The 7,136-nt window shown below is 61.5% G+C and carries 5 protein-coding genes; 1 reads left to right on the forward strand and 4 read right to left on the reverse strand.

Annotated elements, in window-relative coordinates:
• Together B3V69_RS12870 and B3V69_RS12875 are read right to left on the reverse strand one after the other, a co-directional pair.
• The coding region (locus tag B3V69_RS12870; protein ID WP_296447124.1) for a P-II family nitrogen regulator at nt 1–263 on the reverse strand (263 nt) is incomplete at its 3' end.
• A 22-nt stretch (nt 264–285) separates the two neighbouring features.
• Nucleotides 286–1,050, reverse strand: a complete 765-nt coding sequence (locus B3V69_RS12875; protein ID WP_296447126.1) for a TorF family putative porin — start codon at nt 1,048–1,050, stop codon at nt 286–288.
• Nucleotides 1,051–1,250: 200 nt separating this feature from the next.
• Between B3V69_RS12875 and B3V69_RS12880 the strand changes: the two genes are divergently transcribed.
• Complete coding sequence (locus B3V69_RS12880) at nt 1,251–2,789, forward strand: YifB family Mg chelatase-like AAA ATPase (RefSeq protein ID WP_296447128.1); 1,539 nt, start codon at nt 1,251–1,253, stop codon at nt 2,787–2,789.
• Here B3V69_RS12880 and B3V69_RS12885 read toward each other — a convergent pair.
• On the reverse strand, nt 2,786–5,314 hold the full coding sequence (locus tag B3V69_RS12885; RefSeq protein ID WP_296447130.1) for a PAS-domain containing protein: 2,529 nt from the start codon (nt 5,312–5,314) through the stop codon (nt 2,786–2,788). The two genes, B3V69_RS12880 and B3V69_RS12885, sit on opposite strands and share 4 nt — an antisense overlap.
• Before the next feature lie 304 nt (nt 5,315–5,618).
• The coding region (locus B3V69_RS12890) for a chemotaxis protein CheW (protein ID WP_296447132.1) at nt 5,619–7,136 on the reverse strand (1,518 nt) is incomplete at its 5' end.

Raw genomic sequence — 7,136 nt, forward strand, 5'->3', positions numbered from 1 at the left:
TCGCCGATCTTGCCGGTGCGGGCCGCAGCCTCCACCGCCTCGATGACACGGTCCACCAGCTCGTCGGCAATGGCGGCTTCGATCTTGACCTTGGGCAAGAAGTCCACCACGTACTCGGCACCGCGGTACAACTCGGTGTGGCCTTTTTGACGACCAAAGCCCTTGACCTCGGTCACGGTGATGCCCTGCACGCCGATGGCGGAGAGCGCTTCGCGCACCTCGTCCAGCTTGAAGGGTTTGATGATGGCAGTTACGAGTTTCATGGTTGCTCCAAATGGATTGAGATCAGAAGCTGTATTTCAGGCCGACCAGCACGCCAGATTTGCCCAAATTGTCGAACGTGCCCACTTTGTAAAAAGCATCGGGGGCGTCGGTTCCGAGGGCTGCGATGGAGACCGACAGACCATTGCCAAAGTCTTTGGCCAAGGTCAGCGAGTAGTCCGTGTAGTCGCCGTTAATGGCTTGATTCGGAATGGTCTGGTGACCCAGGTGCGGCGTGAGCGTGAGACCGTTACCCAGGTCAAAGTTGGCGGCGACTTCAAAATACGCGCTGCCGGAGCTGCTGTTGTTGGCGATGAAGTTGCTCACGCTGCGGCTGTATTTGGCGGTCACCACGCTATAAGTCAGGGCGCCGTAGACTTCGGTGGTGTTGGCATTGGCGAAGCCAACAACGTTGGCGGCCGTGTTGCTGGGGTATTGGTAGGTGATCACGCCCAGGTCATAGTTGAAATCCTTGCTGATTTCACCTTTGTAGCCACCGTACAAGTCGATTTCAAGCGAGCCGTCGGTGGCGCCAATGTAGTCCTTGATCCAGTTGATGTTGGAACCCCAGGCGCCCAGGTAAAAACCGCTCTTGTGCGCAAAGTCCACCCCCGCTTGCAGCGCTGGCTTGAACGACGTTTGCGAGATGCCGCGAAAGCGGTAGTCGCTGGTGACGCCGACGTTGTACGACAGCGTGTAATCAGGCTCGGGCGCTTTTGTTTGCGCCATGGCGGCCATGCTGGCAAGCAAGGTGGTCAGAACGAGTGCGGATTTTGATTTCAATTTCATAAAGCTCTCCAAGGCGGTTAAGGGATGTAAGTAATAAGCACAGAGCGTGCCAGATAGAACGCCAAAATCAGCCTCGTCCTTGTGCACCGATTTAACGGCTTTGCGTTAAGATGTCTGTATAAAAATACAGTATGCACTTCATTGGTGCATATGAAATTGGTGCTGCTTCGTTTTTTGCACCCTTTTGGAGAGGAATCCTCATGAGTTTGTGTTTGGTGCAAAGCCGTGCCCTGCTGGGTCTGGACGCCGCCGCCGTCACGGTGGAAGTGCATCTGGCCAATGGCCTGCCCAGCTTCACGCTCGTGGGCTTGGCCGATGTCGAGGTCAAGGAGGCCAGAGAACGGGTGCGCTGCGCGATCCAGAACTCGGGCCTGGAATTTCCGCACAACAAACGTATCACCGTCAACCTGGCACCGGCCGACCTGCCCAAGGACTCCGGGCGCTTTGACCTGCCGATTGCGCTGGGTATTCTGGCCGCCAGCGGTCAGATCGACCCGACCCAGCTGGCCGGCCATGAATTTGCCGGGGAGTTGTCACTGTCAGGTGAGTTGCGGCCGGTGCGCGGTGCGCTGGCCATGAGTCTGGCCTTGCATGCCGGGCGGGTCGTGACCCGACTGGTGCTGCCGCCCGACAGCGCGGAAGAAGCGGCGCTGGTGCCCGATGCCCATGTCTATCGGGCCAGCCATTTGCTGGACGTGGTGCGTCATTTTTTGCCGCCAGTGGCGGACGCGCCACCGCCGGAGCCTGCGCCCGGCTGGTCGCGCGTCACGGCGCTGCCCCAGTCCTATGCCGTCCAGTACCCGGACCTGGCCGATGTCAAAGGCCAGCGGGGTGCCAAACGAGCGCTGGAGATTGCCGCCGCCGGCGGCCACAGCCTGCTGTTGATGGGGCCGCCGGGCTCCGGCAAGTCGATGCTGGCGCAGCGGTTTGCCGGCCTGCTGCCAGCCATGACGACGGACGAAGCACTGCAAAGTGCGGCCGTGGCCAGCTTGGGCGGTCGTTTCTCGCTGGCGCGCTGGGCGCAGCGCCCGACCTGCAGCCCGCACCATACGGCCAGCGCCGTGGCTTTGGTGGGGGGCGGCTCGCCGCCGCGGCCCGGCGAAATTTCACTGGCGCACCATGGCGTGCTGTTTCTGGATGAGCTGCCCGAGTTTCCGCGCGCCGCGCTGGAAGCCCTGCGGGAACCGCTGGAGTCGGGCACCATCACGATTTCGCGCGCCGCGCGGCGGGCCGAGTTCCCGGCCCGCTTCCAGTTGATCGGCGCCATGAATCCCTGCCCCTGCGGCTATCTGGGGTCGGCGCAAAAGGCCTGTCGCTGCACGCCCGACCAGGTCTCGCGCTACCAGAGCAAGCTCAGCGGCCCGCTGATTGACCGCATTGACCTGCATGTGGAAGTGCCGGCTTTGCCGTCGGCTGATCTCCTGCAAGCCGGGCCGGGTGAATCCACGGCGGCCATCCGCGAGCGTTGCACCGCGGCCCGCGAGCGCGCCATGACGCGCCAGGGCAAGGCGAACCAGGCGCTGCAAGGTCAGGAAATCGACGCCCATTTGCTGCTCGACGAGGCCGCCGCCAAGTTCTTGAATATTGCTGCAGCGCGCTTGGGCTGGTCAGCCCGTAGCACGCACCGTGCTCTCAAAGTGGCACGCACCATCGCCGATCTGGCCGGTGCGCGCAGCACCCAGGTCACGCATGTGGCCGAGGCCATGCAATACCGGCGCGCGCTGCGCGCAGGCATTTAGCTGCCAAGGTGATTTGAAGCGGCGCATCCGGCGGTGCGAGCCAATGAAGTGAGCCAGTCAAAGGCGGCCGTGTCGCTGAGCGCACGGCTGAAGTAGTGGCCCTGAAAGACATCGCAGCCCAGCTTGGCCAGGTAGTCGCGCTGACCCGGTGTCTCGACGCCCTCAGCGACCACTGCGAGCCCCAGATTGTGGGCCAGTCCGATCGTGGCGGCGCAGATGGCTGCATCGCTGCTGTTGGTCTCCAAATCCTGGACAAAAGTACGGTCGAGCTTGAGGTAGTCCAGGGGCAAGCGCTTGAGGTAAGCCAGCGAGGAATAGCCGGTGCCAAAGTCATCAATGGCCAGGCGCACGCCCTGGACGCGGATCAGTTCCAGGCGTTCGATGGATGCATGCGGATCTTGCATGGCCACGGATTCGGTGATCTCCAGGATCAAGGCATTGGCGGACAGGCCGCTGTCGCCCAAAGCGCTGGCTATGCGCTGAGGCAGCTTGTCATCGCGCAGCTGGAGGGCACTGAGATTGACCGCCATGGTCAAGCCCACCAGGCCTTTCTGGCGCCAGCGCGCCGCGGTGTGACAGGCGGTGCGCAAGGCCCAGTCGCCGATGTCGCTGATCAGGCCGAGTTCTTCTGCCAGCGCAATGAACTCGTCGGGCAGAATCAGTTCGCCCGTGGGTTTTTGCCAGCGGATCAAGGCCTCCGCACCCATAGCATGCTGGCCTGAAGCATCAAGCTGGGGCTGGTAGTGAAGCACGAACTGTTGCTGGCTGACCGCCTCGCGCAAGGTGCGTTCCAGTTCGAGTCGGCTACTTGCGGCCGTCATCATGGCCGCATCGAAGAAGTGGAACACGCCCTTGCCGGCGTTCTTGGCGTGGTACATGGCGATGTCCGCGCTTTGCATGAGCGCGCCCCGATCCCGTCCGTCCTGCGGATAAAAGCAAATTCCGATGGAGGCGGAGGCGCGCAGCGCATGGCTGCCAAGTTCGATCGGCTGGTTCAACGCGGCAATGATCTTGGCGGCAACGCCCGTGGCATCCCGGGGATCCATGACCTCGGCCAGCACCACCACGAATTCGTCACCACCGAGTCGGGCCACGATGTCGTTGTCGCGCACGGTGGCACTCAGACGTCGGGCGACTTCACGCAAGAACTGGTCGCCCACACCATGTCCCAGGGTGTCATTGATGGCCTTGAAGTTGTCCATGTCCAGGAACATGACGGCCAGTTGCCGCTCGTGTCGGCGGGCGTCGGCCACCAACTGGTCCAGCCTTGCTTCGAGCGTGTAGCGATTGGCCAGCCCGGTGAGCGTGTCACGGTGGGCCAGGCGTTCGATGGCCTCGGCGGCGCGGTGCTGCTCAGTCACATCGGTATAGATCGTCACAAAGCTGCCGTCCGCCAGTGGCAGGCCGCGCACTTCGAGCATCGTGCCGTTCGGTCGGGTTCGCTTGAAATGGTGGGCCTGATGTTGGCGCGCGCGCTCCAGCAATTGTTGAACCTGGACTTCGGCGTCGCCGAGTCCGTACTCGCCGCGCGCCGCGTTGTAGCGGAAAAACCGCTCCAGTGTGGGCAGGCCGTCAAACAGCTCGGGCGGGAAATCGAGCAAACGGGCATATTCCTTGTTATGGGCCAGCAGCCGCTGATCGGCGCCAAACAGCGTGACACCACCGGGTATGTTGTCCACCAAGGTCTGAAACACTTCACTTTTTTGCCTGAGTTCGCGCTCAATGGCTTTTTGCTCGGTGATGTCGGTGTAGCTGGTGACGAAACCCACGGTGCGCCCGTCCAGTTGCATGGGGCGTCCTTCCACCAGATGGGTGCGGCCATTGGGCCGCGTCCGTTCGAAGCGGTGGGCCTCGAATTTAAGCGCCATCGCGCGCCTCTGTGCCACCTGGTCGACCGGATTACCGGGCCCGTATTCCCCGCGCAGCGCCGGGTACATGATCAGATTCTCGAAGGGGACATCCTGGTAGGTGCTCTCGGGCGGGAGTTCGAGTACCTCCAGGAAGGTGGCATTCCAGCACTTGAGGTGAAGCTGCTGGTCAAATACCGAGATGCCTTGCGGCAGGTGATCGACCACACTGCGCAGATATAGCGCCTGCTCGCTCAGGGCGGCCTTGATGTGCTGATGATCGGTGATGTCGGTATAGATGCTGATGAAGCCGCCGTTGGGCAGCGGCGCCCCCATGATTTCCAGTACCCGTCCGTCGGGCCGGGTGCGCTGGAAGCGATGCGCCTCACCTTTTCGCGCCAGCGCCATGCGCTCTCGGGTTTGCTGGTGCGGGTCGCCCGCACCATATTCGCCACGCAATGCGTTGAAAAGGGTCAACTCCTCCAGTGTCGGCAAAGCTCGCTCAAACATGCCCACGGGAAAATTGAGCATATCGACAAGCAGGCGGTTGATGGCCAGCAGTCTGAGATCCCGATCGAACACGGAGATGCCGACCGGCAAGTGATCGAGTATGGCCCTGAACATGGCCAATTCGTCGTCATCGACCAGTGCAGAGGCGAAGTGGCCACTTTGACCCATATCAATTCCTGAGGGTGGGAATAAAACCAAACCGATCTATTGCGCATGCGTTGTGCACCGGACGGACGAACGCCGGTGTTGTCAACTTGGCCGGTCGAGTCCGAGTTTAGACCGTTGGCAACTTCCCCCGCAAGCTCATGCGGCGTGTTTTCCCAACAGGTGGACAAACGTGACTCTCCCCAAGCCATAACTGCCTGGACGCGCAGAGCCCGTTTTTGGTTGGCGTTGCGCTGGTAGCGGCAGCGCATGAACCGCTTGGCTACCGGGTCGTGGACCGACAAAATCGCCGGCAGGATTTAGCCAGTCAGCTGAATGCCGTGGCTTGAGCCATCCCCTCCGGGTGCATCAGGAGCGCAAAAAGACTGCTGACATCGACCGCCTGAATCAGCAATTGGCCCCCGTTGGCCTTGATGAAATTTTTCACCAGCGCGCCATCCGTACGCCCGGCAAAGGGAGACGGCATGATCTGGGCGGCATTGAACTCTGGTACGCCGTGCAGCCCATCGACCAGCAGGCCAATCGTTTGTGCACCAAAGCGCACGATGATCACCTGGCTGCTTTTGTCGATGATGGAGGGCATGCCGCGCAGCAGATAGCCAAGGTCAAAGACCCAGACAGAACCCTGGTTCTCAGCGTCGCTCTGCAGCGCCAACAGGCCGATGCGCGCCTTGCGATCAGCCCTCGACATCGATGATATTTTTGCGGCGGGCAGGGCCTCCAGCACCTGCTCGGCGGGCAGCGCAAACAGGGAGCCATCGATAAAGAAAGTTGCAAATTCGCGCCCACCCCGCTCTGTCAAATCTGATTTCAACACCGTCTTGCTTCTGTGGCCGGCGCCCGGGCGCTCGCGCACGGCACCAAAAGAATCAAACACGACGGCCAGCACATCTTCACGATAGCCATCCGACACCTTGAACTCCCGGTAACCGCTGGAGGCAGTGCAGCCCATGATCGCGTAATGCCCGTCGTGGATCACGATACGGGAGGCACTGCTGCCGTTCGGCAGCCTCAGCAAGGCCGGGTCCATTTCCAATGTCGCGCCCACCGGGCGCGTGGGGTCGGTGCTGGAGATCACACAGCCGCGTCGGTCCACAAACAAGGCATTCATCCCCGTCTTGTTTCCCAGTCCGCCACGCAGCATGGCTGAAAACTCGGGTGCTGCATCGAACACGATGCCGATGCCGCCCACCACATTGGCGCCATCATCGGGATCGCGAATCGCTGCGTGGTAGATATAGGTTGGCGCACCGCCGTAAAGTGGGGAGGGCGCAAACGGCGTCACGTAGTAGTCCTGTTCCGTGCGCAGCGCACGCACTTGCGCCAGCGTAAGCGCATCCACCGAAGTACCCACCACCGAGCTGCCATTCTGCTTTGGATGGGTGCTGGCAACAATGCAACCACTGGCGTCATAGACGACTAGTCGGGTATAGACCGTGTACAGGCGGTTGATGTATTCCAGAATGCGGGTGATGCGCTCGACCACCTCCTCGTCGCGCTCCGGCGCCGCCAGCGCCGCTTGCAACTCCGGCGTCAAGGCCCACCAGCGGCAATCGTCCGAACGTTCATACAAGTTGCGGTCCAGCAGATCGACCAGCAGGTGCGACACGAATTCCGAATCGCGCAGACTGGACGCCAGCACGGTTTCATACAGATCGGCGATCGATTTTGAAAACAGTTCATTGCTGCGGGCGCCGGTCTCACCAATCTGATCCAGGATCGTCTTGAGCTTCATCAGTTCGCCGCGCTGGCCGGTCGTCATCACCTGACCATTCCACACCACGCGCTGGATGGTTTCGGCGGCCGTCATGATCTCGTACAGCGG

The sequence above is a fragment of the Rhodoferax sp. UBA5149 genome, assembly GCF_002413825.1.
In the GTDB taxonomy this organism is placed as follows: Bacteria; Pseudomonadota; Gammaproteobacteria; order Burkholderiales; family Burkholderiaceae_C; genus Rhodoferax.